The 26,873-nt window shown below is 43.6% G+C and carries 19 protein-coding genes and 2 pseudogenes; 19 read left to right on the forward strand and 2 right to left on the reverse strand.

The genetic code is table 11. The features are described from left to right. Nucleotides 1-5: 5 nt before the first annotated feature. Nucleotides 6-1,298: an ArsB/NhaD family transporter gene (locus tag PPRES148_RS08265; protein ID WP_149454298.1), complete on the reverse strand. Its 1,293-nt coding sequence runs from the start codon at nt 1,296-1,298 to the stop codon at nt 6-8. 379 nt (nt 1,299-1,677) lie between these two features. On the opposite strand from PPRES148_RS08265, the gene PPRES148_RS08270 reads away from it, so the two are divergent. The 6 genes from PPRES148_RS08270 (at nt 1,678) to PPRES148_RS08300 (ending at nt 8,846) form a co-directional block, all read left to right on the forward strand. Beyond that, nucleotides 1,678-2,736: a hypothetical protein gene (locus PPRES148_RS08270; RefSeq protein ID WP_149454042.1), complete on the forward strand. Its 1,059-nt coding sequence runs from the start codon at nt 1,678-1,680 to the stop codon at nt 2,734-2,736. A 255-nt stretch (nt 2,737-2,991) separates the two neighbouring features. Further along, nucleotides 2,992-3,549 carry a transposase gene (locus PPRES148_RS08275; RefSeq protein WP_187820870.1) on the forward strand — a complete coding sequence of 186 codons (558 nt, stop codon included), beginning with the start codon at nt 2,992-2,994 and terminating at the stop codon, nt 3,547-3,549. Nucleotides 3,550-4,667: 1,118 nt separating this feature from the next. Then, nucleotides 4,668-5,384, forward strand: coding sequence for a pseudouridine synthase (locus PPRES148_RS08285; protein WP_149454045.1), 717 nt, complete (start codon nt 4,668-4,670; stop codon nt 5,382-5,384). 61 nt (nt 5,385-5,445) lie between these two features. Further along, nucleotides 5,446-7,041 carry a cytochrome c biogenesis ResB family protein gene (locus tag PPRES148_RS08290; RefSeq protein WP_187820871.1) on the forward strand — a complete coding sequence of 532 codons (1,596 nt, stop codon included), beginning with the start codon at nt 5,446-5,448 and terminating at the stop codon, nt 7,039-7,041. 152 nt (nt 7,042-7,193) lie between these two features. Further along, on the forward strand, nt 7,194-8,420 hold the full coding sequence (gene ccsB / locus PPRES148_RS08295) for a c-type cytochrome biogenesis protein CcsB (RefSeq protein ID WP_149454047.1): 1,227 nt from the start codon (nt 7,194-7,196) through the stop codon (nt 8,418-8,420). 105 nt (nt 8,421-8,525) lie between these two features. After that, a complete protein-coding gene (locus PPRES148_RS08300; RefSeq protein ID WP_149454048.1) occupies nt 8,526-8,846 on the forward strand; it encodes a hypothetical protein in 321 nt (106 codons plus the stop codon). Between the two features lie 453 nt (nt 8,847-9,299). On the opposite strand, the gene PPRES148_RS08305 is transcribed toward PPRES148_RS08300, so the two are convergent. After that, the gene (locus PPRES148_RS08305) at nt 9,300-9,767 is read right to left on the reverse strand and encodes a hypothetical protein (protein ID WP_149454049.1); all 468 of its coding nucleotides are present in this window, start codon (nt 9,765-9,767) and stop codon (nt 9,300-9,302) included. Nucleotides 9,768-10,665: 898 nt separating this feature from the next. On the opposite strand from PPRES148_RS08305, the gene spoIIM reads away from it, so the two are divergent. The 13 genes and pseudogenes from spoIIM (at nt 10,666) to PPRES148_RS12415 (ending at nt 24,457) form a co-directional block, all read left to right on the forward strand. Further along, complete coding sequence (spoIIM, locus tag PPRES148_RS08310; RefSeq protein WP_223128013.1) at nt 10,666-11,313, forward strand: stage II sporulation protein M; 648 nt, start codon at nt 10,666-10,668, stop codon at nt 11,311-11,313. Between the two features lie 88 nt (nt 11,314-11,401). Beyond that, nucleotides 11,402-11,839 (forward strand): annotated as a pseudogene (fur, locus tag PPRES148_RS08315) (ferric iron uptake transcriptional regulator); the annotation flags it as partial. A gap of 509 nt (nt 11,840-12,348) precedes the next feature. After that, nucleotides 12,349-13,533 carry a phosphopentomutase gene (locus PPRES148_RS08320; RefSeq protein ID WP_149454052.1) on the forward strand — a complete coding sequence of 395 codons (1,185 nt, stop codon included), beginning with the start codon at nt 12,349-12,351 and terminating at the stop codon, nt 13,531-13,533. 725 nt (nt 13,534-14,258) lie between these two features. Further along, nucleotides 14,259-15,269: a YitT family protein gene (locus PPRES148_RS08325; protein WP_149454053.1), complete on the forward strand. Its 1,011-nt coding sequence runs from the start codon at nt 14,259-14,261 to the stop codon at nt 15,267-15,269. Nucleotides 15,270-15,626: 357 nt separating this feature from the next. Beyond that, entirely contained in the window at nt 15,627-16,520 is an 894-nt protein-coding gene (locus tag PPRES148_RS08330) for a transposase (RefSeq protein ID WP_149454054.1), read from the forward strand. A 231-nt stretch (nt 16,521-16,751) separates the two neighbouring features. Further along, nucleotides 16,752-16,967: pseudogene (locus PPRES148_RS13370) on the forward strand (reverse transcriptase domain-containing protein); the annotation flags it as partial. A gap of 219 nt (nt 16,968-17,186) precedes the next feature. Next, nucleotides 17,187-17,540, forward strand: a complete 354-nt coding sequence (locus PPRES148_RS08340) for a helix-turn-helix domain-containing protein (RefSeq protein WP_149454055.1) — start codon at nt 17,187-17,189, stop codon at nt 17,538-17,540. Between the two features lie 16 nt (nt 17,541-17,556). Next, nucleotides 17,557-18,450 (forward strand): DDE-type integrase/transposase/recombinase, encoded by an 894-nt coding sequence (locus tag PPRES148_RS08345; protein WP_149454056.1) that lies wholly within the window; start codon nt 17,557-17,559, stop codon nt 18,448-18,450. After that, the gene (locus PPRES148_RS08350) at nt 18,441-19,022 is read left to right on the forward strand and encodes a transposase (RefSeq protein WP_187820874.1); all 582 of its coding nucleotides are present in this window, start codon (nt 18,441-18,443) and stop codon (nt 19,020-19,022) included. Before PPRES148_RS08345 ends, PPRES148_RS08350 begins: the two co-directional genes overlap by 10 nt. Before the next feature lie 283 nt (nt 19,023-19,305). Continuing rightward, nucleotides 19,306-19,587 (forward strand): hypothetical protein, encoded by a 282-nt coding sequence (locus PPRES148_RS08355; protein WP_149454058.1) that lies wholly within the window; start codon nt 19,306-19,308, stop codon nt 19,585-19,587. Nucleotides 19,588-21,009: 1,422 nt separating this feature from the next. Next, a complete protein-coding gene (locus tag PPRES148_RS08360) occupies nt 21,010-21,843 on the forward strand; it encodes a purine-nucleoside phosphorylase (protein ID WP_149454059.1) in 834 nt (277 codons plus the stop codon). A gap of 341 nt (nt 21,844-22,184) precedes the next feature. Then, entirely contained in the window at nt 22,185-22,640 is a 456-nt protein-coding gene (gene dut / locus PPRES148_RS08365; RefSeq protein ID WP_281289956.1) for a dUTP diphosphatase, read from the forward strand. An 875-nt stretch (nt 22,641-23,515) separates the two neighbouring features. After that, on the forward strand, nt 23,516-24,457 hold the full coding sequence (locus PPRES148_RS12415) for a hypothetical protein (RefSeq protein ID WP_223128014.1): 942 nt from the start codon (nt 23,516-23,518) through the stop codon (nt 24,455-24,457). Nucleotides 24,458-26,873: the final 2,416 nt, after the last annotated feature.

The raw sequence follows: 26,873 nt of genomic DNA on the forward strand, positions 1-26,873 counted from the left end.
AAAATTTATAGGATATATCGTAGATATAGGTAGATGTGTGCTAATAGGAGTGACAACACCGTGACGGGTAGCCCTATCCATAGGAACTTCATGTAACTGACTTTATGACCTTCTCTTTCCGCCATCTGGGCCACAATGACATTGGCGGAGGCCCCAATGAGGGAACCATTTCCCCCTAAACAGGCCCCCAGGGCGAGGGACCACCAGACACGATCAAAAACTGGATCGGATGGTGAAATATGGAGGTGACCGGCTATCTCCTTTATGAGTGGTATGAGGGTGCTAACGAAAGGGATATTATCAATGGTGGCTGATGTAATACCCGAGATCCACAGTAAAAGGGACGCTGTGAGGGCTGTATCCCCGCCCGTGAAATCAAGAGCATATCTGGCTAGATCTTTGATAATTCCCATTTCTTGTAACCCGCCCACAAGTGAGAATAAACCCACAAAAAAGAAAACAGTACCCCATTCGATATCTGCTAGAATCTTTTCCGTTCTTCTGTGGGGTTCCACGGTCCAAAGCATTAAAATGGTTGCACCCGTGATGGCAAATACGGCAGGATCGATGTGGGTAACGGTGTGGGAAAAGAAACCTAAGAGGGTTAGTATCAGTATGGTTAGGGATCGGAACAACAACTTAGAATTACGGATGGCATCCTTAGGTTGCAATTTCATGATCTCTTGCCGTCTCTCTGGTTCCACCTGCAATTTTTTGCGGTAAAGGAAATAGAGGAGTCCCATGATCACACACAATATGAGTAGGGCAATGGGCCCCAGATGGAAAAGAAAGGAGTTAAAAGTGAGATGGGCATTATTCTGACCAATCATAATATTAGGGGGATCCCCGATGAGGGTAGCGGTTCCCCCGATGTTAGAGGTGATGATTTCTGTGAGAAGAAAGGGTATGGGGGAAATACGAAGCATTTTCGTCAGTGAAAGGGTTACGGGTACAACGAGCAAAACTGTGGTGACATTATCCAAAAAGGCGGAAGCAACGGCTGTGAAAAAACCTAATAAAACCAATAAGTAGCGCGGTTCTCCCTTGGCATATCGTGCCAGGGACCACGCAATGGACTCGAATACACCGCTTTTTTGTGTGATACGAACGAGGATCATCATACCAATAATGAGAACAATGGTTTTCCAGTCAATGAATTGAGATAGGGCCTTATCGAAGTCTAGAATGCCTGTAAGTACCATACAGGAGGCCCCTGCGAGGGCTAACATGGCCCGATCAAATTTTTCCGTGATCATTACTGCGTAAGTAACCAAAAAAATGACAATAGCGCCGACCATCAAAAAGGGGGAACCCTGTTCCCCGAGGACCCCAGTTGCACCATGGGTCGCCTCTGTAGCAGCCGAAGCTATCCTGTTTATCGCTAACATGAAGTAATTCCTCACTTTATGAAATTTTCAGATGACAACTCTGGTCATCCTCGTTTCCTTTATTTTACCTGTCCTATACAAGAATCCCAATAGTCAATTTCCTGTGTGCAAGGGGGGTATTCAGAAACCCGTGTCGGGGAAAATCCCGCTGATTGATTCGTTCTGAACAGGGGCATGAAAATTAAGGAGGGGATTGTGGGTGCAAGGGAAGACAGGAATTTTCTCCAGCCTGCTGTTGAGGTGTTTCGAGAGGGAACACCCCCAATCCTGGGGAGCACTTGCTTATTGGTTGAATTTGTTTTTTCAGGATTCCCCCATAGGAGGAGAGGATGGTATCAGGGACGACCCTCTTTCTACTATTGATTCCCTTGTTTCCCTCACAGAAATAATGCAAGAAAGGAGCGGGGACTGGTATAGCGATGCCCACCCCTATATCAGGGACATAGGGAATATCAATAATACCTCATTATATAGGAAAATAGCCAGTATCAGTTTAGCCCTGAAGTCCTCCCCTCCCTTATCACCTTTTCTTTATGTACTTCATCAGCAACATATGTTGTTACAATGGAATACATCGAATGCATGGCGTCCCCCCCAACATTCTTCTTCCAAGCGTTGGGGCCAAAAAGGAAAAAAGCGTACGAGTGTAGGGGAAAAGGTACGCTGGGCTACCGTACGGCCTAAACGTAGGGATGGTATATCCCTATATCATACCTGGATTTGCCATCAAGATGGATTGTGGTACGGTGAAACGCAGGAAGCGGTGGATCAACCCAATACCTGGATCAAGAATGTTGCCCTTCGCGGCCAGAGGGTCTGGAGGGATCTTTATGAAAGTCGGGGGGATGGGTCTGGATTGACATGGTTGAAACAATGCATATGGGTAGGTAATCATAGGTTAGGCAGCGAAGAAAATCGCATGTTTCTACAAAACAGTGGACAAAAATTCATTGTTCAACGATCCCATGAGGAACCTGTTGTACAACGGATGATGCAATATGCTGGGAAGCACCCCCAGTTTTGGCACTCTTGCAATGGAATATGTAGGGTACAAAATATGGGAGAATGGGAAACAGGGTTGCAAAGTGTGGTTCTATCCTTTTCCCGGAATAGAGTACCTATTCCTCATCAGGTATTGAGTACCAATGTATCCTTGGGGGAGGAATTATCCCATTGGTTTCATGTTTTCTTCCGTTGGCAGGAAAAGATGGCCGGCTTTGTGGTCCTTCCTCTGTGGAAGCAGTCAATTGATCCCACCCATGTTGCCACCGCCTCGCATCGACGAGGATATTCTATCCTACTCTATTTGTATACCCTGTTGCTAGAGAGAACCCAATGCAAGTCATGATTAGCACCAGGTTGTACTTGATAATTCATTAAATATTTTTAACTAAGTAAAAATATTTAGCTTAATAATTAGTTAATAATTCAAAATATTATATAAATGCGAAAATGTGACTATAAGTATAGACGTTTTTGTTTATAAGGTTTAAAATCATCATATGAGGGTTTTTATTCCTATTAAGTTACTGTTAACCCAGTTAGGAATATAAATTTTTTTCAACAGACGTATCACTAATTATAATTCATGGAGGATACTTACTTGAAAAGGAAACAATATTCAACAGAGCTCAAGCAGCGAATTATTAAGGAAACATTGCGTGTAGGAAATGTTGCACAGGTGGCCCGTGAGAATAATCTACCCGTACAGCTATTATATCGTTGGAAAAAGGAAGCCACTCTTCATAATCGAATCGCTCCCCATAGTAGGGGTATTTCCAATACCATGGTAGCAACCGTTAAGGTTTTGCGGGACGATTATGAGAGATTGAATCAGGAAATGCGGAATCTGCAAGATGAGGTCAATGAACTCAAGGAAAGTATGAAAACACCAGCGGGGTCCTCTTCCTCATCTACACCCTCATCCGTTTCCCCGTCCCCGACGGTATCGGAGGATGCCATAAGAGAAGGGAATACTTCTCAAAAGGATACTCCCAAGAAGATGATGACCTCTTTTGTAAAACCTATTATGCCCTCACAGTCCTTTCCCAAGGGTTCATCTTTTCATGAAGAACCCCCCTCACAGTCATCCCCTCAGGTTGATCCGCCCCGGCAATCTACCATTTACCGTGCAGAATTTCCCAAGAAACGTTGGACGTAGTTTTCATATTATAATATTTGGGGTTATGACGGTGAGAAACTTACTATTTTCCCTTTCCTATCCTATGGGATATACCACCATAGAAGACTGATGGGGGGTACTCGGGAAAAGATTCCCATTGTTCCCGCAGGGCTAGAATTCCCAGTTTCTCGATCCATTTCTAATCTCCCCATGGGGTTTCCCCCATTTTATCTTCTCCTTACCCCCTTGGGGGAAGAAACGAAGGAGCACAGGAATCTAGATTCCATAGTTCCCCAACCCTTCGATGATCCGATATCTCATTTCCCCCAAACGATGGTGCTATGAATGGGGATGTATATGACGAGGGGTGCAAACATCCCCTTCTCATTATACGTCCATTACGTCCATAGGTGTCGCTATACAAAATATGGGTTTGTTGAAGTTCACATGTTGTACAATATATTTGTATAAATAGAATGTACATATACTGTGTCATTTACTATACTATGATGGAGTTGTAGATCCTCCCAAAGTGTAAGCAGCCCGATTTTTTCTCCCCCCAAGGTTGATTCGAAAGGATGGGGTTTCCTTTCTTCCTTCTAATTTCCCGCTTGTAGATCCAGAGGGTTACTCAATGTTATCTATACCCGGGCGGGATTAGGATTGTGAGAGGAGCAGTCTGGGTGTGTGCGATCATTGGGATGGTAAGGATTGCTCCACTCCAGTATACCGTAGTACGGTAATCAATGAGCCCAGTGGTAGTGGAAAAGGGGCAAGGGGATTTTTCGATGGGTGGGAATTTGCATCAGGGCTTTTCGAAGGACTACTGGGTGTGTATCATGTAGGAGAATGGTGTACGGAAAGAAACCCCCCATTTTAGTTTGCAGATGGCGGGATAGAGCTATCCACCCTGTTAGGATTTAGATATTTCGGACATCAAGGAATCTAAGGTACGTCTTCCTTTATTTTATTCTGTGATGATGCTGGTGCAGGGTAAGGATGACGGCCAAAGCCACTGTTCCAGCCACGTCATTTTTTACTCCCACAGACATGAGTCCAGTAGATATGGATGGGAGGCGTAGTTTTGTTTTTACACTAACGTTTACGATATACTGTGACGGTTGCCAGACTCATAGGGATCGAAGGTGGATTTCTCCATGAAGGGGAGACTACAAAAGATCATGGCGCGATGTGGTTGCGGATCACGTCGTACTTGTGAACATTTGATTGCTACAGGTTGTGTGAAAGTCAATGGACGGGTGGTTTGTCAACAGGGTATGTGTGCCGATTCCCTTCGTGACGTGATTACGGTGCGGGGAAAGAGGATAGAGCCCCAGGGTCTTCGTACCCTACTATTTTATAAACCCAAGGGAGTCATTACCACCCTACACGATCCTCAGGGTAGGCCAACGGTGGCTGATTTTTTTTCCTCCCTCCAGGAACGATTGTACCCGGTCGGACGTCTAGATGTGGACACGGAAGGTCTTTTGTTGATGAGCAACGATGGGGCGCTAACACAACGAATTTTGCATCCCCGTTATCGCTGTCCCAAAGTCTATCATGTAACCGTATCCCACCCGCCCGCGAGGGCTGCTCTGCGTCGTCTTGCCCAGGGAATTTGGCTGGAGGACGGGAAAACGGCACCGGCTGATGTTTTTGTTCACTCTGTGGATTCTACAGGGATTTGCCTCAGACTAACCCTCTATGAGGGTCGTAAACGACAGATTCGGCGTATGTGTACGGCCATTGGGCATCCTGTACTCAAACTCATGCGGGTTCAAATCGGTTTTCTACGGGCTAGAGGCTTGGGTGTGGGTCGATATCGAGAATTGACGGACCTAGAAATCCGTTGGTTGAAGGGTTTACTGGACTGAGTTCATAGATATGCTACAATGGAAGAGAGGGATGGGTGATTGTGGTGGGGGTGTTACTATTTTGCGAGAATGGGCTAAATGTAGTTGTGGACACGCAAACCCACCGGGAACCCTTTTGTGTGAGTCCTGTGGTCATCCTCTGAGCGCCGAGACCGAAGAATTGCACAAATTTTCTGCCGCCATGCGTTACGAGGGTGTATCACGTCGTTCCCAATCCTTTTCTTGCTCTTGGGTGGATAGGATCTGGTCCTGGCTTTCCTCTGTACGGACGGCTATTCTTTTGATTTCGGTTACGGCGTTAGCAGCGGGGCTGGGTTCCTTCTTGCCGAGGGAGGATTCTTTTTCTATACCTATCTCCTCTGAGGCAGTGAGGGAGAAAATGAAGTTCGCTGCCTACAGCAGTGAATATGGTTTTATAGGTCGTTTGTTTTACAAGTTAGGATTAACGGACGTATACGTTCAGTGGTGGTTTCTCGTTCTTTTGTCGTTGATCTGTTTGTCGTTGATCGTTTGCAGTCTGGACAGGGTGGTACCCCTTTACCGGGCCCTACATAAGCAGAGCGTCAGCAAGAGTGTTCTATTTTTACAGTTGCAAAAGTATACCCATTGTGAGGTAGTAACCGATGGGGAAACAAGATTGGCGACCTTGGGGGAGGCTTTGCGACGTTTGCGGTATCGTGTTCGCCGCGAAGGGGGGGCCTTATTAGCAGAAAAAGGACGTTGGAGTCGGTGGGGTCCTTATATCAATCATGTGGGTCTGATTCTCTTTTTTTTTGGTGTAGCCCTACACGTATTGCCAGGTTGGTATTTGGATGAGTCAATCTCTCTTCCTACGAGGGGGGGAAGGGAAATCATTCCTATTCCCGGTACCCGCTATGCAATCGGTAGTGGTGGAAATTTCCGCGTGGAGTATCATGGGGATGGAAGAAACCCGAAGAGAATACGTACAAGTCTCGTACTGTACTCCTTTCATCCGGAAACATCACAGCTGGATTCCCGTCCGTTGAAGGAAGGGAACATAGAGGTTAATGAGCCCTTTCGGTATAAGGAATTGAAACTATTCCTTCAACCAAACCAAGGAAAAGTTCCTGATTTACGTCTACAGGTGAGGAATCGATCGGATGGATCAGTTTTGGGTACCTTTCCTCTATCTCAGGGAGGTGAGGTGAAGGCAGGGGTGGAATACCCCATGAACGATGGGTTTCGTTTCAGGATCCTGCAGTCCCTCCTTGATTCGAACGGTATTGTAGGGGAGGTGCTAGCACCCGGTCACAAGGCTGGGGAGGGGGAACGTTTGGCATACCGTTTCAATTTGAATACACAACAATTGAATGAGCATTTGTTTCCTGGTGCCCCGAGGAACTATGAGTTACGTTTTGATGGTATAGAATGGTACTGGGGAAATTCTACGATAGTGGCTCACATAGATCGGTCCTTACCCGTTATTTTTGGGGGCGGGTTGATTTGTGTGATAGGTCTCTTTGTGGGATCCTATGGCCAACATCGTCGGGTCTGGTTGCGGCTGAAGGGGGATACGTTGTACCTTGGTGCCTATACCAACAAGTTTGGTATAGGATTGGAGCGGGAGTTGAATGCCTTGCCTCTAAAAGTGGGTGGGTCTATCACAAGGAAAAAAGTGGAGAAAGGGGGAGAGTAGGGCTATATAGGTAGGCAAGCAGGTGATTGTCACGGAAATTGGTGTTCGTTCTTTTAGTTAGAGTTTGGGTAAGGATCATAGTGGTTCGGGACGGTGGTTTTTTCAGTAGGCCAGGGGACCACTGTGGGGAAAATTAGGGGGGAAAATTCCCTATGGAACAATGGATGGATAATCTGTTATTGGCGGCTTTTTTTTTCTATCTGGCAACTTCCATTATGTTTTTTGCGGCGGCGACATCAAGTGCAGCGACTCCTCGTCCGAATGGAAACAAGAACGAAGAACGTAGACCCTGGCAACGTTGGGCTGTGGTTTCCCTTTCCATTGGACTGCTTTTACACATATCTAGTTGGGTAATCCGATGGATTGTCAATGAAACTTTTCCTATTAGTAATCTTTTTGAATTTTTCTCATTTTTATGCTTGACTATCACCCTATTGCTGTTGTTCCTTTTACGCGTTTATCCTGCCGCAGCTGCTTCCCTGGGGTCTATTGTCATGGCTTTGGTAACAGCTTTTATGGCTTATGCCGTTGTTACCCTGCCCCGTGATATTATGCCCCTTCCTCCCGCGTTGCAAAGCTATTGGCGTTGGATTCATGTTCCTAGTGCCTGTGTGGGTTCAGCAGCTTTTATTGTGGGATCAATGGCTGGGGTTTTGTATTTGTTGCGTACATTGGATCCCGCCCAGTCTAGTTCCCGTAAGGTTAGGTATCTAGAGGTTTTTTGGTGGAGTTGTCTGTCATGGATAGGATCTGTTCTTATGTTCTATGTGGGTAAAGTATTAGGTTATCAGGCCCATTTTGAATACATAGCTGAGGATGGTCAGGCGCAGGACATCACCTATAGGTTCCCTGCCTTATTAGGACCTTCAGGGGGACTGACAGATGCCTCTGCTGATTTCTGGCACGGGATCTGGATTGAGGTTCCTAGCTTTTGGGGTGCAGATAGGGTTTCCCAAGCCAATACTTTTGTATGGGCTTTGTTAGTCGGGGGTGTGCTATATGGTATCCTTCGTTTCGTAGCACGCAAGCCCCTATCCTTGGTGTTGCGTTCCCGTGTTCAATATTTGTCCCCAGATCGCCTAGATGAGTTGGAGTACCGTGCTATTGTTATGGGTCTTCCTATTTTCGCTCTAGGTGCGCTTTTTTTTGCATCCATATGGGCAGAACAGGCCTGGGGTAGATTCTGGGGCTGGGATGCTAAGGAAGTTTGGGCAGCGGTTACGTTTGGGTTTTATAGTGTCTATCTTCATTTCCGTCTCTCGCGAGGGTGGCACGGTACTCGTTCGGCATGGTTGTCCATTGCCGGTCTCAGTATTGTTTTGTTCAATCTCCTGTTTGTGAATCTTGTGATTCCTGGTCTTCATAGTTATGCTGGGTGATCGCTGTATAATAGCAGGGGGCATGATACTGTGGTTTGGACGGTTTGAACACTGACTATATTCTTGTTTTCTTTCGTTTGTGTTTTTAAAAGATGTGTTTTTTCGTTGGATACTAGGAGAAAGCGCTCGGCAACAGGGGCCATGATAGGAGCTATAGTAGCAGGAGGCATAATAATATGGGCAAAAAAGGATCTGTTGGAATGGGGGGGTTGGGATTGGGATGCTGAGGAAGTTTGGAGATTGGCTTCGTTTTTATTTTTTTCATATGGTTTTTTGTCTTCATTGTTTCATTTTAATGGTATTCATTTTCCTTTCTCGCGGGTTCCTTTCACGCGAAGGTGGTCCATTGTTTGGTCCATTGCTATGGTAATTGTCGGTTTTACTATGAGCCTCGCGAGCGGTGGTTACGTTCCCCTTATCTCCTAATCGCCTGGATGAGTTGGAGTACCGCGCTATTGCCATTGTTTTTTCGTTTATACAAAGTATGATACTATTTGCTAGAAGCCATCAGCACTGAGAAAGAATTGCCAGAGGTTCATTCAAAAGGAGATACCAACTGATCCAGGAAAGAAAGAAACGCCCCTGCTTTTGGAAGGGGGCGCTTCTTTCTAAACTCGGATCTTGGCCAAACTTCGGACCTGGAATATCCTTGGGCGGTTTTTGCCTAATTCTGGATTGCAAGGATGAATTAGGTGGGGCCCACTTTTCCCCATAATTAGTTTGTTTATTTTGTTTGTTGTACACGAGCCCATGCCAAAGAACATTTGTCTCTATTAATTTATAAAACAAATAGAAACAAAAGTATGCGCTTTTTTCTATTATGTATATAAAATAATTGAATGAATTTTTATTTTATGTGTATTAAACACTATATTAATATTATGAAACATTCCGGTAATTTACCCCCTGATCGTTTTCTAGGTGGCTATTGCGACATACGATAGCAAGGTTCTCATAGTTCCCCCAAATCCGAACCCCAAAACGTTGGCGAAAGTCAAGCTTGGTGGCGCATTTCTTTCCCTCTATAAGAGCATGGGTAGCCTTGTCTCCCCGATGGTAATTTGTAATGGACTGTTGCCCTATCTGTAGGCTCTCTGCACCTTTTCTAATGTTCTTGTGGTCGTGCTGTAATCCTCCCCCGATGAGGGCGTGCAGATTATTGTAAGCCTCGGTAAAAGTGGGATCATCGGTGTCATACCATTTTCCAACATCCTTTATAAACTCGTAGGCTTCCCCAAGTTTATGCCAATCTGCAAGATGAAATATTTTTTCCAGGAGTAGCCTCTTGGATTCGGGAAGTAACCCTCTGTGTTTTTTCTTCAGGGCGTCTTTTACGAACCCTTTCATCCTGCACAGATACTTCCCATTTTTGAGTTCCTTATACATACAGTCCACTTTTTTATATGATTACCATTTACAGTAATTTTTTATGTTTTATTATAATTTTTAAATCATTGTGTAATTTTAACTTATTATGTATGTCAGTGGTTGTAATTCACTACGATGATATGATTTCCGAAGGATGTGGACCCAAGAAAATCAACCAGGGGGAAATTACAACCGAAAAAGGGATATCACCGAAAAATGTGGGAGTTACTATATAAAAAATGGGGATTGATCTTGCTTTGCACCTCCACAGGGAAGACGTTGGAATATTGGACCGTGGTGAACCCAAAACCGGGGGGGGACCGCCGAAGAACCGCGCGCTACGAGGGGAGGGTGTGTCTGTCACTTCGTCGCGTTGGGGGCGTCTTTTTGGGGGGAACATCAAATTTGGGATGTAACCGGTAAGTTTGGATTATTTGGGATCTATTTTATTTTCTTTATACAATATCTCGTATATTAGATTAGGATTTCCATCTTCCTCGGTCCCCATCATGTTGTGGGGGCTATTTGTTCATGGGTTTGCATAACCTTTGTATCGCCGGCACCATCGTGCAATTCGTTACCCCCAGGGGCTTCTTTTCAACCTGTCCCCTGTCCCTCGAAACTGATTCAGTTTTGATTTTCCTTTCCCCGGCGACAATATACTCCATAGGGTCAATACTCATATATATATAAATTATGGTCATATCATATCTTAATATATACAGGACAGGAGGGGGGAATGTACAACCCATAAGATTCTCTAGGAAACCCATAGGAGAAGGAGAAGGGGGATAAGTTTATCGTTACGGTAAGGACATGGCGTAGAGATCACAAACGGCGGTCCGGACTGGTAATCAAACCTCCTGTGAGGGCCAAGTTGGCTTGGGATCGTTGGCGGATACGTTTGCATGAGTCATTTCGTCAGCAAACGTCTCTGTACCCTTTTGTAACCATATTGTTTTTTACAGGATTGGTTTTTGGGATTGTATTGGTTTCTGCCCTGGAGGAGGATCGACAGGAAACATTATTTTCTTATTTATCTAATTTCTTTACTGATATAAAACGAAACTCTATACAAGATTCTGGAGCGATCTTTCAGCATGTGGTTGTGGAACGGTGGCAGCAACTGGGACTCATGGGTTTACTCAGCTTATCCATCATGGGTGTTCCTTTTCTATTGGGTATACTCTTTTTACAAGGATTGGCTTTAGGATTTACCATGAGTTTTTTAATGCACCAACTGGGATGGCATGGATTGGGTTTAACTCTTGTGTCCGTGATTCCGCATAACCTACTGAGTACACCGGTATGGTTACTAATTACAGCGGCAGGTATGACCTTCTCTCTACACTTTCTCCGGTATCGATGGTGGTCACAACGGAGGAACCATCTCTATCCTCAATTTATGATTTTTGTATTGTTTGTCCTCGCTCTTAGTGTTGTCCTGGTGGGTTCAGCGGCTTTGGAAGTTTTTCTATCACCCTATTTGATAGAATGGATGTTGTCGCTTCTATTTACAGTCTAAGAAATCATATATTGCGGTGGACGGTATTTTGTTTGACTTTCATTTTCCTGCTCGCCTATAATGAGGGCGTGAACAGGGGGGAGGTCGCATGGGGCAGCAGATGGAAAAGATTCAGCAGCGGCTTGCTGCACACCGTTACAAATTAACTACACAACGTGAGGCAACAGTTCAGGTATTGTTAGAAAATCAACAGGAACATCTGAGTGCAGAAGATGTGTACCTGCTCGTCAAAAAGAAAACTCCGGAGATTGGTTTGGCTACCGTTTATCGTACGTTGGAATTGCTCAGTGATCTGAAAATCCTCCACAAAATCAATTTTGGTGATGGTGTAACACGTTACGAATTTCAAGATGAAAATGCGGAACACCATCATCATCACCTTCTCTGCCTTCAGTGTGGATGCGTCGATGAAATTATGGATGATCTCCTCGGTCCAGTGGAGGAGTACATAGAAAAGTCATATTTTTTTAAAATTGTAGATCATCAGTTGACATTCCATGGATTTTGCAGCACGTGTCAGGGGAAGGGGATCACAGAGTCAGATCGCGGGGATTTGTCATCCACAGGGGGTATTCTGGAAGAATCCGCTGCACCGTCACGGAATACCCTCCTTCCCTTACCCATTGTGGGACCTAAGGGGGGCCGAGGTTCTTCACGTATTACCGTAGCATCACGGAGGGAAGGGGGGGGTTGTAGGAATGGGGGGAATACCCCTTAGGATGGTGGGTATAGTAGGTCCTGTATTTTTATGGTTCTGGTATATTTTTGTAGACGGATTTCGTGATGTAAGCAATTGGGATACGCTGAGATCTCAATGAACCAGCCCTGCCCGTATGATATATGGATGTTTCCATTCTCTATGGAATACACCATGCGCGTACATGAATCATAATGAGTTTCCCTCTCCTATCTGTAGCGAATAATACTTATATGGATACAATAGGTCATGGCTCCATCAATAGGTGTGTTTTTATGGTAGAATGAATGCATAACCATAAGTACAATAAATGGTATTGGGAGAGGATAGGATCACCTATGGGTTGGAAAAGAGTAGTTGTCATTGTATTAGACAGCGTAGGGATAGGGGAGCTACCTGATGCACATTTACACAACAGTGCAGGTTCGCACACTCTCTTACATACGGCGGAGTATTGCAAGGGTTTGGTTCTGCCGACATTGGAAGAGTTAGGGTTGGGTTGTATCGCATCCTTTCCGGGTGTGGGGGGGGTAGTTCATCCGCGGGCCTCCTACGGCCGTTTGGCGACTCAGTCTAAGGATACAGATACCATGGTGGGGCACTGGGAGATGATGGGTGTGGTGACACGGAATGTATTTCCCACCTACCCCCAGGGATTTCCGGAGGAGATGCTCCAACTACTGGAGAAGAGGACCGGTAAGTACATTTTGCGTTCCAGCAATCGCCCTGCCTCAGGTACGACGATTTTGAAGGAACTTGGGGAGGAGCATATGCGTACGGGCAAGCTCATCCTTTATACCTCCGCCGTGAGTAGTATGCAAATTGCGGCTCACGAGGAAATTATCCCTCCGGAGGAGCTCTATGCGGTTTGTAAAGTAGCACGTGAACTAACGCGTACAGGCCCCCATGCAGTGGCAAGGGTAATTGCCCGCCCCTTTGTGGGTACCCCGGGTTCCTTTGTGAGAACGTCTAGACGACACGATTTCTCCCTGATGCCCCCAGATCCCACGGTACTAGATGTATTGCACACGGAGGGTATACGTGTGGTGGGAATAGGTAAGATTGGCGATATTTATGGCAATCGGGGTCTGGACCGGATTTGTCATACAAGTTCTAATCAAGATGGGATGGAAAAACTCCTGACTTTGTTACGAGAAGAACCTGGGGGACTTCTGTTCATCAATTTGGTTGACTTTGATTCCCGTTATGGCCACAGGCGTAATCCCAAGGGTTACGGTGCTGCTTTGGAAGAATTTGATCATTTTCTACCCAATATACTGGAGCAATTGGGGTCACAAGATTTGTTGCTGATTACAGCAGATCATGGAAATGATCCCACCTACAAGGGAACGGATCATACACGGGAATATGCTCCCGTCCTGTGCTACTTACCTGCTCATCCACAGGGATATGATTTGGGCACGCGTACAACCTTAGCCGATATAGGAGCAACAGTGGCAGAGACCCTGGGGGTGAAGGCTCCCTACGGAACCAGTTTTCTACGAACGGCCTTGGGTGAATAGGTAAGAAGCGGGTAGGTTTTTTCTTGTATGGGTGATTGCTTTTTCTGAATAAATAAAAATAATCATTGTGATTGATTCCCTGTTCAGTCGGAACCATGGGGGATTCCTGAGGGGATTTGGGTCCCCCTATTGTTGTTGGGATTCATTTTTTTGATCCCCAATGTCTTATTCCTTTAGTACAGGGGTATTGTGGGGAGTTTGTTTGCACTCCTTGAATGAGATCTTATTGGGCAGGGGTCATGGGCAGCATCCGGACGGGTGTGTGCATTTTTCGGAGGGGATTTTTAGTCCCACTTTTTTGCCTCCTTGGGTGACCTTTTCCTGTATTTTTTTAAGCATAATTATCTTATTAATTTGTATAGATAGAAAATCCGTTCCCGTCTTCCGACCTCCTCTCGTCCATTCTTAAAAAATTATCTATACATATTATACAGAATCAATTAATTTACTATTAGCAATCAATGCATACTATTTTTAAATACAATTAATATCAGAAAAAACCAAATCAACTGATTTTTAATTCGCGCACCAGCACCATGTATACAAATATTACTATCCAATGCAAGGAATGCGTACTTGCTATTTTTAAAATGATACTAATTATAAGTATTGATATAAAAATCGCCAGCATTTATACTAGACATTAAGTAACCATCCTATTGTAATGACCTACCCCCTCTCGTTACTATACAAACATACATTCGGAGGAAGAAGGTCGGGAATCCATGGCTGGAAATACATCCGAACCAACCATAAAACGGTATATAACCAAAGAATGGAAAATCCTCAACAACGACCTCCAACAGCTGCTCCAACCACAAACCTGGCCGAAAATCCTCTCTCATGTATCCATCGTTTTTCTTGGATGTTTGGTTATAGCCGCAACCCTCAATTTTTTCGTCATACCTTCCCATTTTGGTGACGGCGGCTTCACGGGAATCGCGGTTCTGTTGAAATACATGTCCAACATCAATCTGGATGACGTCGTAATCTGGCTCAATATCCCACTGGTAATCATCGGGATTCCTTTTCTAGGGTATCGACTCATCTTCCACACCTCACTTGGTGTCGGTATCCTCTCCTTTGCACTAGCCCTTACGAAACCCCTAACACTTGCCACCGCATGGCATGTTCACGATCCATGGGTTTCCGTGTTATTTGGTGGCACCCTAATGGGACTCGGTGTAGGCATTGTGTTGCATATTGGTGGCAATACTGGGGGATCCGATCTCGTAGCCCTAATTGTAAAACACTTTACAGGTATCCCACTGAACTGGACACTCCTCGCTTTCGACGCTTCTGTTCTTTCTTGCACCCTATACTATCTAGGCATAAAGAATTTTCTCCATACCCTCACCTACATGTTCGTTTACACCCTTGTCATCAAAATGGTTCTAGAGAATTTTGATTCTGCACGCATTATAACCATCATCTCACCCCAAACACATTCCATCATAAAGAAGATACACGCCAGTAAACTCCCCATAAGCGCTACCTTACTAGAGGGGCAAGGATCCTACACCCATCAAAAACAAGACATCCTCTACACAGTAGTTCCAACCAGTGGATTGGCAGCCCTTCGTACTCTTGTGGAAAGGGAAGATCCCTCGGCTTTTATGGTCATAGAAAATGCGTATAAAACTTTTGGGAGAAAATTTCTGTCATTAGAAGACTCCTCCCAGGATCTCCCGCTCAACAATCCTTCCCCCCAACCATCACGGGTCAGAAAGGTCTAAGACGGGGAAGCAAATGGTCTTAAGCATGGTACTCATATAGAAAATAATATAAAATTTTAATTATAATATTTAGTTCTGATGATTCTAGGATTTATATTTTATTCATCAAAGGTGTGAATATTTTTGTGATTACGAAAATTTATAAACGTAGTTCTGTGAGGGACTCGGCTGAGATGCCGGGTCTACTCGACAAAAGCTCTGTTCCATGATCCCTTCCGGATCCTCCCCGATATGCATGGTGATCAACGGGGTTAGGTGGGATAGAAAAGGGAAATACAAGACAAGAGTGGGGAAATGTATAGAGGACAACCGTTTGGTTTCTGAAATGAAAAACTTAATATAGGAAAGGTTGGTTTTATGATTCCAATTGACTTGGATATAGACAGAATGGAAAAAAGGATGGAAGAACGTATACAACATTACGAACAGGAGGGATTATCGCTACAGGAATCCATCCCCCATGTAGTGGAAGAGATCGAGGAAGATTCTGAATGGGATCCTTGTTCCATGGGGAGGGCTTATACTTTTATAGCCAATTATCAGTTTAAAAAACAAATTTTAGGTGGCCGGGAGAAACACCAAAGGGGTCCCGATTTCCCAGAAGTAGCCCGAAATGGTTATAAAAAACGTAAAAAACGCACCAGCAAAGGAATTGTGGTTTACTATGACCCCCAGCCAAGAAAAGGGCATTTCCGATCTGCGGTTACTAAACCCTACAAAAAATATACGAAGTCGTGTATAGATATTCTTTCCTCCTTGCGTAAGGCTGGTATGTCCGTAAAAAAAATATCCGAATTGTCGAATGACATTCTGCGATCAAAAATCTCACGCTCCACTGTGTCAAGATTACTTATGGGACATCTAAAGGAAGAGAATAGAGGATTCAATGAGGAACCCATAAGAAACCCGCATGAAATTAGGACCGTAAAGGTGGATGCTTACTACAAACCCGTTCGTGGATTCGGGAAAGTAGCTGTCTATGTCATAAAAGCGAGTAGGAAAAATACATCAGGGGTAAAAACAGATGAGGTTTTATCAAGTTTGGTAAGTCCCCCCGAAACAGCTGAAACTTGGTATGAAGCCTTCCAAAATGTTTACGACCGTGGTTTACGGATGGGTCCTGATACCCTTTTTATTGCTGATGGTCATAAGGGAATCAGAAAGGCGCTGAGCCAAGTATATCCCGAAGCAGGTTTTCAAGGGTGTGGTGGCAGACCGGGTAGCCCAGACGGTGATAAAGAATCGGCTTGAGCCTCTCCTAGAGCCCCACTTTCATGGAGATTCCTATGGGTGTCGCGCCCCAAAAGATCAGCGCATCAGGCATCACGCGTAACCCGGGAGCGCTGTTGGGAGTACGACTGGGAAATAGACCTCGATATAGTGGGCTAGTGGGCTCTTCTTTGACAACATTCCGCATCACCTCATTTTGAAGGCCCTTGGCACGTTGGGGCGGATAAAGTAACGTTACTCTATTGCAAGAGGTGGCTCAAGGCACCGGTACTATTACCTGATGGGACAAGCCAGAAAAGGAGTAAGAGCACGCCGCAAGGTGGAGTCATAAGTCCCCTCCTGGCCAATCTGTTCCTGCACTACGCTTTCGATCAATGGATAGAAGCAAAGCATCCCGATATACGTTTTGCGAGGTATGTGGATGATATTATCGTCCACTGCCGGAACCTATTAGGCCCCCTGGTATAATAGACCTGGAGCGGCATAACGGGGGCATGTTCCCCATGGGGGTAAAGTTAAAGAGGAAAGAGAGGGCGTGTTGATTGGTTCGTTTTCTTCGCCGAGGGGTCACCGCCAGATGGATTCGCCATCCCTTCGGTCTCTGCAGAAGGGGATTGATGATGTAAAGAGACTCTTAGGTAGTAAGGAACTGGAAATCAGTCGGTTGAAGGAAAGGATGGGGGGAAAATGAAGAAAAATAGCTATAACATGGAATTAAAGAAGAAAATAGTTAGAGAAGCTTTACATGACGGTAACGTGTCCGAGATTGCCCGTAAACACGGACTCATCCCCAGAACGGTCAGGAGTTGGGTGAAGCAGTACGGGGTGAAGGGGGATCTCTGGGAAAGAACTGAGAATGATGCAAAGAAGGTGTCCCTGAGTGAACAGGATGTTTCTCATAAAACCGTTCTCGAATTAAGGGAACAGATCTACCAGCTAAAGAAACAGTTGAAGAAACAAAAGGAGGAGGATCAGCTCAGAATCAATATTCTGGAGGACCTTGTAAAAAAGGCAGAATCTCTGCCCCCAGAATCGGATTGAGGTGGCAGAGTGCTGTATGGGGAAAGGGTATTCACAGAATAAAACCCTAGACATTGTTTGCGTGTCGAAGTCTGTTTATTGGAGACAGAGGAGGAATCAGAGAGCCGCCACTCCGCAGGATAATGGGAAGGAAGTGGTTAGTATAATGCATTCTAGGAAGATAAAAGAAAGGGGGAAATTTCCAGGATATGCCCTGGATAAGCAGGGGAGAAAGATAAGTGATGAAAAAATCATGGATATTGTGTTAGCACAAATAACGGAAAATAAATTTGATGCTTGTGGTTATCGAAAAACCGCATACAAACTTAGGAAAAAAGAGGGTATAATTGTCAATCACAAGAAAATGCATCGACTCTGTAAGGAATCAGGAATCCTTCGCTACCGGGGAAAAAAGCGTCGATCCTCCCTACCAGCCAACAGAGCTTATGAACGGAAAATAACGGCTTCCAACCAACTTTGGGAGATGGATATTCAGTATAAACGACTTGCGGATCATACCATGGTTCAAGTTTTTAGCATCATAGATGTTTTTGACAGAAGTATTGTCTTCTCTGATAGCTATCTGTCCTGTAAATCAAGGAATGTAGTGAAAGGGGTTCAGATGGCTCTAAACAAATATGTTGGAAAAGGGGAGAACAAGCCTGTAATACGAACAGATAATGGTTCCCAATTCATTAGTCATGAATTCTATGGTTTCGTTGGGGCGGAAGAAATCCATCACGAACGAATACCTAATAAATCACCCAACCATAATGCGGGTCTCCGCTGTTCATCCACCCGCTATGAACAGCGGAGACCCAAAGAAGGTCGGAAGACGGGAACGAATTTTCTATCTATACAAATTAATAATATAATTATTCTTAAAAAATACAGGAAAAGGTCACCCAAGGAAGCAAAAAAGTGGGACTAAAAATCCCCTCCGAAAAATGCACACACCCGTCCGGATGCTGCCCGCTGAGCCAAGTATATCCCGAAGCAGGTTTTCAAGGGTGTCAATTCCACAAAATGGTGAATCTTTACCAGGCCTTCAGAAAGGATAGACCGAGAAAAAAAGAAGTGAAGTGGGAACCCATCCGAAGCCGGATTTATCAAGACATTTTTCATGTTCTTGACAAAAAAGAGGCCCTTCATGGCTTAATACGCTTTAGTGATGACTATCAATCCAAGTTGCCCAAGCTCGTTGAAGGTCTATGGGCTTCCTTTGATGATGTGACAACGTATCTCGATTACGACCTAGCGGATGCTGTTCAGAATCGTACAACGGGTTCCTTAGAGAGAAATCACAGAGAGGCCAGACATTATACGAATGGAGTGAGCTGTTATCCTACCCTTGATTCATTCCAAAGGGTGATTGATTCCGTGTATAAAAATTTCAACTTAGAGCAGGCAAAGAAACTTAGTGGGATGGATAATCACTCTGTGTCCGCATGGGGGCTGGGAGAATTCGCTATCCCTGCCATGTATCCCCTATCTTCACACTAAAAAAAGAATATTCTTACATTTATTTTCAGGAAAACCAAACTACCCTGAGTATGGGTATGGCTTCCATTTTTTTACATAGTTGCCATTTACAGTAATTTTTTATGTTTTACCATAATTTTTAAATTATTGTGTAATTTTAACTTTTATTATGTATGTCAATGGTTATAATTCATTACGATGATATGATTTCCGAAGGATGGGGAACCCAAGAAAGTCAACCAGGGGGAGATTACAACCGAAAAAGGGATATCACCATGTTTTCCCTCCTCTGGGTTTATTGTCTTTGGGTGATCAATATTCTACCAGAGATAGGGGGCATGAGTCATCCCCTTTTTACATAATAATGCTTCATTCCTTTTCACTGCAGATCGTGTGCGATCGTGCCCTATTTGTTGATCGGATCGCTTTGTCCATGGTAATGGAACAAGGTTCTGTCTTATCCGTAATGTTGTCAACATTACGGATTTTTTGTTGTTTTTGTACGTACCATAAACAGGATGGATCTTACTACAACACAATGCTCGTCTTCCGCGCAAGGACCCGTGTGTCGTGTCGTGCTCTATGAGGGATGGGGGAGGGGCCCCCCGAAACCGGCAAGGTGGTATGCAGGTTTCAAACCACCCAGTGCTGCTGTTGTAAAGAGCAATGGTGGTGAGCATTCTGGGAAAAGGCAGGACGAAAGAATCCTGTCAGGTGTGAATCAGGGAGATTAGTAAAGCGAACCATTGGAGGAAAGCATCGAAAGGCGTAGTCGATGTCGAAACAAGGGTATCGGGTCCTATCCTTGGGAGGGTTGGCTGAGATGCCAGCCCTACTCTACAGTAAAAATTTTATAAAAATTCATATGAAATAAGATAAATACCCCTGGGATACAAAAACAGGAACAGTGTCATAACAAAATGTTATTATGTTACTCAATTGCTTTACGAAAAGGTGAGACTAGATTCATAGATAGGGCATTCCCCACAAGAAATTGCACGGTCCCAATAGGGCATTCCTTTCCACAAATATGGATTCAAAAACCAAGTTCCCATGGTTATAGTAGAAATCTAACCATAAGCGTTACGTTTCATTGTATCCGGCCCAAATCATTCATACTATTCAATTTATTATTTACATTAAAAATCGTCTATACATATTATACAGAATCAATTAATTTACTATTAGCAATCAATACATACTATTTTTAAATACAATTAATACCAGAAAAAACCAAATCAACTGATTTTTAATTCGCGCACCAGCACCATACATCATCCATGACCAATACGTGTAGGTTTGTCCCGGGACTCTATATCTCCTATAACCTGATTCTCCCGTTCTTTTTTCCTTTCAGGCCAAAATGGCCTTTAAGAGTAATGCTTAGTCCGGGCGCCCCCCTCTGGTGCGCAATAAAGGTTCAGCAGCTTGGACATCTGGTAGATATTCCGTATTGGAGTAAGCCACCATCTCATCTTTTCCATCCCCCCGGATTTGGTATGCGGAATGGGGTCGGGGGCACGGTAAGAGAAGATAGGGACGAGACAATCCCTTGAACCGTCCTTCGGTATTTCCCAATAGGTTTCCCCATGGGTATTATTGTAGCATGTATTTTACCATTTATATTATTCATAAAAAAATATTATTGGTTAAAAAATACCTCCAGGGGAGCGATGCGCGAGCAATGATAAGGAACCTAAAATCACCTTTTTCAGGGGACACCAAATTTGGGATGCAACCACCGGGGATTGTTCTTAGATTCCTGAATTGGTGACTAACCTTCCTTGACCCTGGGGATAGGTTTTGGTAAAATCGGGAACCTACGTAATCTTTTGGGGGATCATGGTTTCCGAGGATTGGGTTGGTTTGGCCCCAATAGGGTCTTTCATTTTCTTTGAATTCTTCAATTGCGATATTTTTTGTTATACCCATTCATCTCTCGCTCCCTTTCAACCATTGGTGGGGAATGGAAGGGGTGTCTGATGATAAAGAAAGGGTGTTTTTCCCTATGAGCATATCTCAACAGACATTGGAAATAGAAGAATCAATTCGGAAAAGAATTAGCTCTACCCCAGAGGTAGTGTTCATTTTGGGCTCCGGATTCAATTCCTTAGATCAAATCATAGAGAATGTTGTAGATATACCCTATACTGACATACCCCATTTCCCTAACACTCAGGTTATAGGTCATTCGGGTCGCCTATTGTTCGGAGAGTTGGCAGGACGACATGTGGCTGTGTTGGCAGGTCGTCTTCATACCTATGAGGGCTATCCGCAGGCAACCATTACCCTACCTATCCGAGCCCTACAAAGACTGGGAGCACAGTATCTCTTCGTAACCAATGCAACGGGGGGGGTAAATGAAAAATTTCGGGCCGGACAATTGATGATGATTTCGGACCATATCAATTTCATAGGGCAAAATCCCCTCGTAGGGCCCCATGACCCCTCGCTCGGTGAGCGTTTCCTGGATATGACGGCTGCATATGATTCCAGTATCAGAAAATTGGCGCGTAAGGTAGCCAAGGAACGGGGGATCCATCTTGAGGAAGGGGTTTATGCGGGACGCTTAGGACCTGATTATGAAACACCTGCGGAAGTACGAATGTTCAGGATAATGGGGGCAGATGCCGTTGGTATGTCGGTCATACCCGAGGTGATTACAGCTCGGCATGTGGGAATGCGTGTATTCGCTATTTCCTGTATTTGTAATCCGGCGTTGGAACCCGGTTCACCACCGCTAGAACATACTGAAGTTGTGGAGGTTACTAGACGGGCCTGTAATTCCTATATTTCCCTGGTTCGAGGTATGCTGGAATGTGATTGGAGGAACATAAAGTAAATAGAAAATTTATGAATTGAAAAGAACAGGGATCGATGAATAGAAAACATCCTGATCAAATCATCATCCCGACCATTATACCCTTGGGTGTCTCGTTGTGAATAGTATTATCAGTCAGAAAATGCCCAGGGGACAGTATTGCAAGCAATGGAGAGAATCTACAAATTATCAAAATTTTTGGGAGTAACGCTGCATTTGGGATGCAATCCTGTTTTCTGCAGCCTGCAGTCTGGTGGTGGGCTGCCTGATACAATATTTTCCTAGCAATTCGCCCTTGGAAAAATGAGCGAGGATGTAGCAGGGTTGCTTCCCTTAACAATGGGAGCAGGGAGGAATGAGCGTTGGAGGAAATTACGGTACAGATCATTCGTCTGAAGGGTAATGAGGATTTATCCATGCCATGTCGTATGTCAGCACAGGCTAGTGGTTTCGATTTACCGGCGGCTTTAACCCATCCCTATACGCTGGAGCCACAGAAATCAATACGAATTGCTACGGGTTTTGCTCTAGCCATTCCTCCAGGTTATGAGGCTCAGGTTAGACCACGTAGCGGCTTAGCGTATCGTTACGGGATCACGATCCTCAATACACCAGGAACGATTGATGCAGACTATCGGGGGGAGATCGCCGTCCTATTGATCAACTTCGGGGAAAAACCCCACACGATTCAGCGTGGGGACAGGATTGCGCAGCTTGTCATACAGTCCGTTCCCAGGGTCGAATGGGAGGAAACAAAAAATCTTTCTCCAACGAAGCGGGGGGCGGGTGGGTTTGGCCATACTGGTATACGCGGATAAGACTTCGTATTCGTGTGTTTTGGGGTGCTGAGGGGGGGAGCAAACAACCCCTCCTCATTTATATCTATAGTGTTACCAATTCATACGTCTACTATGGGGGTATCGTTCTGGGATTTCAGTAATCCCCCCAAGTGGTGAGTGTTTCCTATTAAAGTTTTTCTTCTGCTGTCCTCGTCAAAATGAGTCGGCTTCTTTGTTTTGTCTTTATTACAAGGATTGCATTGGCCCACTATGGGTTGATCTAACCTCGTGCACGAGGCCTTGGTCATCCTTGGAAGGTGGCTCACAATAGGGGGTACGTTTTCATTGTAATAAATTTTATATAATACTATAAATAGTTTATTTTTATTTATATATATTGTTTCTGTATACATTAAATATGAATTTATATATGGGGAATGTTGCTTCCTCCTGTTTCATGGTGGGCGTAAACGACCTCGCATACTTTCAATGGATCAAGATAGGAAAAATAGTTAGTAAATTGGGAAAAAGAAGAAGATAGGATCGGAGCCCCAATATACGTTTTTTTACTACAATAAAAATATTTTAAAAATATTCTACATATGAACTTGTGAGGGGGGTTCCAAAGATGGGGGAAAATCTTTGGGAATCTTGTTCAGGAATTCACATCCACAACGGGATGCTGTCTGCTTTTGAATCCCTACACGCGAAGTGGAATAGGACCTATCGTGGATCATCCTTTCAAAAACCATAAATTTATAGTTTATAAATTTTAAAAATAATAATATAATAAATGTAGATCAGATATCACCCCGCTCCAATCTATGGGGAGATAAAGACAGGCAAAGTTGAAGGATATATATATCTTGATATTTAATTAAGAATATTACAAAAATAAAAGGAGGAACACCGCTATGAAAAAAAATCATAACAGAATCTTTTATTCTACTCTTGTAACAAGTCTCTTTTCGCTCTCTCTTTTCTCTTTTTCTCCGGCAGGAGCCGAGGAAAGTAATTCGAAGAATAATTCAGAATCGCAATTATCAAATCAACCGCAAAAAAATAATTCAAAAGAAACAGAACCACTAAAACCAGCAGATAAACCAGCAGATAAACCAGCAGATAAACCAGCAGATAAATTAGCAGACAAATCAGAAGATAAATCAGCAGACAAATCAGCAGATAAACCGGCAGATAAGCAAGGACAAGGTTCCTGGAAACAGACCCAGGAAATAGATTCAAAAATAAAAGAAGAAGCGGAGAAATTTTCAGGAGGAAAATTCAAAGTAGCATACGTAAACGAGGACGGGAAGTACGTGGATGTCCGGACGGAATTGAGTGACGGGGGAACTGTGAACGTACCTTTCCAAGATAATCAGTTGAAAGCGGACCGAGCCATGAAGATGGCATCTGGGTCCAATCAATGGGAGTCTTTCAAGGGTGTAGGAGATACAGACCCAAAAAATAAATCCACAGGGGATATTACAAAGGATTCGGCTAAAAATACTACGAATGATGCCACAAAGGATCCAGATAAAAATACTACGAATGATGCCGCAAAGGATTCGGCTAAAAATACTACGAATGATGCTACAAAAGATCCGGCTAAAAATACTACGAATGATGCTACAAAAGATCCGGCTAAAAATACTACGAATGATGCCGCAAAGGATCCAGCCCAAAATACCGCTACAAGGTATTCAGATAAAAATACTGCCACAAGGTATTCAGATAAAAATACTGCCACAAGGTATTCAGCTAAAAATACTGCTACAAAGGACCCAACTAAAAATACTGCGGCTGTAAAATATTCCCCATATGCCAAAGAACCCATACATGGGAGTATTTGTCACTAAGTGTGTGAGGGGGAGATTGTGATCGGGTCCACAAGGAATGATGATTGAGGAACTGTCTAGAAACTGGCTACACCCTAAATTCTATAGGAATGTTATAAACCAGTGAACTTATTATTTTATCTTCAGTTATACAGAACAGAAAAATTGGAAAATATTCGTATCCGTATATAACTTTTGGGAATTCTGTTATGGAAAATTTATTACTGAGAATTGTCCCAGTGAATCCCCAAATAGGGGGTTTTTCTTTTATATTATTCAATTTATTATACACTTACTCCCTATTTACATTCATATTAGCAAATCATTCTATATCCTATTTCGGGTTGTCGAATACTATCAATCTAAGTTATAATAGTATGGGCCTGGGATTTCTTCCGGGTAGATACCCTTAGGAGGGAGGTCAGGTTGAGAAACATTTTACTTTTCCCTTCCCCATTCAGGTCATGCCCCCCATGTTCCCTTGTATTTGGATGATCCGATGATTAGGGATTGGGTATTCGATTGGTATAGAATAAGTTTTAGGGAGAAAAATATTATTAATATAAAAATAAATTATAATATTAAAAATATATGCTTGGTAACCGCGGCAACCATGGGCTCCTTCCTACCCCTCAGCGTTGCTAGCGCTAGCTCCCTGTTTTCTATGCCCCGAGATTCCTTCATTGGTGATCATCCAGAGATATCTTATCACCCCTATCACAGGGAATCCTCCATGCATAACCCCTATTCACCCCATACCACTTCACAACCTGGAAACATTTCCCCGTACAGAATTCCTTCTCCCTATCGTCCCTATTCCATTCCTACATTCTATTCGCATATGGATCCTGGATTCGCACTAGAACGTTTCCAATTGGGTAGGGGTGCGGGTAGAATTTATAATATGTCGTACGACGATAGACGACTACAACTTGCCCTTGCTATGAAAATCATGGAACAAAATCCCAATGTCACCGTCGATTTTGTCTCCTTTATGCATGACCCTGTCAATGGCTCCACATATGCAGAAAGATTTGCCATATTCTTGACAAAAATATACAGTTTTTATATAAAAGGTGTATTCCCAACTTTCCTACTTGGACAAAAAAGATTATAACGTAAAATTGGAAAGTTCAATCACGTATTGATTAGTACACCAAAGAAACCCCGTGGTTTCCCACGGGGTTTCTTGTATATTTTTAGTTTATTGAAAATTTTTTGTATGAGGGTTTGTGTCCCAGACACGGTATCACACTCCAAGAAGGTAATTTTAGGCTTCTTATCATGTCATGATCCACGAATCACTCCTCAGGTATGTAGAATTCCTTTTCTATATTTAGTATAAAGAGACATATTCCATCCCGAAATATATTTAATTACATGTAATTATATGATAAGATTTTTCCTGCTACTACGCGCGCAAAACGGTCCGTAACACGTGTTCAGAGATACCTCTTCCTCTTGTACTGATTTGTTCACCTCTCTACAATGTTGGGGATAAGTCCACGCTGGCGAGAGCGTAAGTGTAAAAACTGTTTACCTACATACCATAGATGGGATTTAAGACCTTCCCATCCATAGAGTAGAGAAAATAATAGAAAGAATACAAAATAATATACTAATATCAATAAAAATATTTCTTTAAAAACTTCTGTCTGTAGGGAGCTTTATCCAGGTCTCTCTATAGACAAACTATAGAGTCTAGAGTGAAATAATAAAATAGTTTGGAGTACAAAAACCAGTAGGCTAAATCTTAACTATCGCACAAAAAGCTTAATTATTTAATAATTTCATAATTTTATTAAATAACTTTGACAACTCATCGATTACTATGTCTCTTTTTTATCATTGATTCCTCCACATTCACACATTCACTCACAAACAATTTTTTTATTTATATAAAATTTGATCAATGCGAATGCATAAGGTACCTATGCTATCACCGCCAATGGAGGGGCATTATGGCAGTTAACGATTTTTTCTGTACTCGGGGAAGATCCTTGGCCCCTAAGGAAAGGGGGTACCCGAAGCCAATCAGTCACATCAGGGGTCGCGCATATATTCAGACGTTGATAATAGGCAGCCACCGCCAATAACGGCCACACAAATACCGCTACATGCCGTTGTAGTCAGGATGGTACCCAAATCGTAAACAAAATATCCCACACATCGGGTCTCCAAACTCTAATGGTTACAGAATCAGGAGGACCCAGGAATGTACCACGCCCTCCTCTAACCAATGAAGTGGAACTGATAAGCCTGGAGGAAATAAAATCCGAGTATGGAGGTATGAGAACCATTCGATCTGTACTCAAATCAGTGGTCGAAAAACCCTCATCCGAAACCCGGTGTTCCTGTGAAAAATTCCGCGAACAAGGGCAAAAGTTCGTCAGCATAGATTTTGGTAGCTCCCGGACCTTTTCTTCACCCAAGATGC

Source organism: Pasteuria penetrans (genome assembly GCF_900538055.1).
Taxonomy (GTDB): Bacteria; Bacillota; Bacilli; order Thermoactinomycetales; family Thermoactinomycetaceae; genus Pasteuria; species Pasteuria penetrans.

Excerpts from the sequence above, each read along its gene's own strand:
- PPRES148_RS08265 (WP_149454298.1), bottom strand. The coding sequence starts at position 1,298 with ATGGTCGGCGCTATTGTCATTTTTTTGGTTACTTACGCAGTAATGATC.
- PPRES148_RS08285 (WP_149454045.1), top strand. The coding sequence starts at position 4,668 with ATGAAGGGGAGACTACAAAAGATCATGGCGCGATGTGGTTGCGGATCA.
- ccsB (WP_149454047.1), top strand. The coding sequence starts at position 7,194 with ATGGAACAATGGATGGATAATCTGTTATTGGCGGCTTTTTTTTTCTAT.
- PPRES148_RS08305 (WP_149454049.1), bottom strand. The coding sequence starts at position 9,767 with ATGAAAGGGTTCGTAAAAGACGCCCTGAAGAAAAAACACAGAGGGTTA.
- PPRES148_RS08320 (WP_149454052.1), top strand. The coding sequence starts at position 12,349 with ATGGGTTGGAAAAGAGTAGTTGTCATTGTATTAGACAGCGTAGGGATA.
- PPRES148_RS08325 (WP_149454053.1), top strand. The coding sequence starts at position 14,259 with ATGGCTGGAAATACATCCGAACCAACCATAAAACGGTATATAACCAAA.
- PPRES148_RS08330 (WP_149454054.1), top strand. The coding sequence starts at position 15,627 with ATGATTCCAATTGACTTGGATATAGACAGAATGGAAAAAAGGATGGAA.
- PPRES148_RS08340 (WP_149454055.1), top strand. The coding sequence starts at position 17,187 with ATGAAGAAAAATAGCTATAACATGGAATTAAAGAAGAAAATAGTTAGA.
- PPRES148_RS08345 (WP_149454056.1), top strand. The coding sequence starts at position 17,557 with ATGGGGAAAGGGTATTCACAGAATAAAACCCTAGACATTGTTTGCGTG.
- PPRES148_RS08360 (WP_149454059.1), top strand. The coding sequence starts at position 21,010 with ATGAGCATATCTCAACAGACATTGGAAATAGAAGAATCAATTCGGAAA.
- PPRES148_RS12415 (WP_223128014.1), top strand. The coding sequence starts at position 23,516 with ATGAAAAAAAATCATAACAGAATCTTTTATTCTACTCTTGTAACAAGT.